The sequence below is a fragment of the Azonexus sp. genome (genome assembly GCF_036170495.1).
Taxonomy (GTDB): domain Bacteria; phylum Pseudomonadota; class Gammaproteobacteria; order Burkholderiales; family Rhodocyclaceae; genus Azonexus.
Map to the genome: position 1 here is coordinate 1 of NZ_JAVHPH010000080.1, position 1,186 is coordinate 1,186.

General features: G+C 64.4%; 1 protein-coding gene. It reads right to left on the reverse strand.

The annotated features are described in order from the left end of the window. Positions 1–1,186, reverse strand: a 1,186-nt coding sequence (locus tag ADADOO_RS02590) for an SbcC/MukB-like Walker B domain-containing protein (protein ID WP_511274760.1), incomplete at both ends; no start/stop codon positions are given.

A 1,186-nucleotide genomic window follows, 5' to 3' on the forward strand; every position in this document is an offset into this window, starting at 1 on the left:
TTGCCGCTGGCGTTGAGGGTGTCGAGGGCGTTGAGGGCGATTTCGAGGGTGTCGGCGTCGAGGGTGCCGAAGCCTTCGTCGAGGAAGAGCGAGTCGATGCTGGTCTTGTGGCTGACCAGGTCGGAGAGGGCCAGCGCTAGCGCCAGGCTGACGAGGAAGCTTTCGCCGCCGGAGAGGGTGCGGGTGTCGCGGGCGACTTCGCCTTGCCAGCTGTCGACGATGTCGAGTTCGAGTTCGCCGGTGGTTTTGCGGCGCAGCAGGTAGCGGCCGTGCAGGCGGGCGAGGTGGGTGTTGGCGAGGTGGAGCAGGTGGTCGAGGGTGAGGCCTTGGGCGAATTTACGGAATTTGTCGCCTTTGGCCGAGCCGATGAGGCTGTCGAGGCGTTGCCAGAGGTCGCTTTCGGTTGTTTGGGCGGCGATCTGGGCGAATAGCGCTTGCTGGTTTTGGCGGGCTTGTTCGTCGCGGGTTAGGAGGGCGCGTTGGGCGCCTAGTTGTTCGGTGAGGGTGCGGCGTTGGGTTTCGAGGTGGGTGAGGATTTCTTCTAGTTCGGCCAGCGGCGGGATGAACCCATCCCCACCCCGGCCCTCCCCTTGAAGGGGAGGGGGCGAGACGTGGGGATTTTCTCCTCCCCCTTCAAGGGGGAGGCCGGGTGGGGGATGGGGCGAATCTGGCGGGTTGCTCTGCAAACGAGTCAGCTTTTCGCTGGCAGCCTTGAGGACGGCGGCGGCTTGTTGCTGCGTCAGTTGCCGGGTTTCCTTGATGTGCTGCAGGCGTTGGCGTTCTTCCGGCGGTAGCAGCGCGGCGCTATAGGCGGTGAGGTCGGCGAAGGGGCTGGCGGCGAGGGCGGTTTGCCAGGCGGTTGTGGCTTCGGTGAGGACTTTTTGCTGTTGGGCGAGATTGGCGTCGAGTTGCGTCTGGCGGCCTTGTTGGGCGGCGAGTTGGCGGGTCAGGTCGGCGATGGCGTCGATGCAGCGCGGGAGGCCGGCGGCGGGGTCTCCGCTGAACGGTTCGGGATTTGAATTTTGGTCGTTTTTTCCGGTTGACCGTAGCAATGGGTGGTTGGCCAGTTGTTCCGACCAGTGGGCGGCCTGGGCCTGTGCCGCGTTGAATTGTTCCTGTTGTTTGACGAGGATTTCGGCGAGTTCGTGGCGGCGTTTCTGGGTTTGCTGCCAGTGCTGCCATTCGC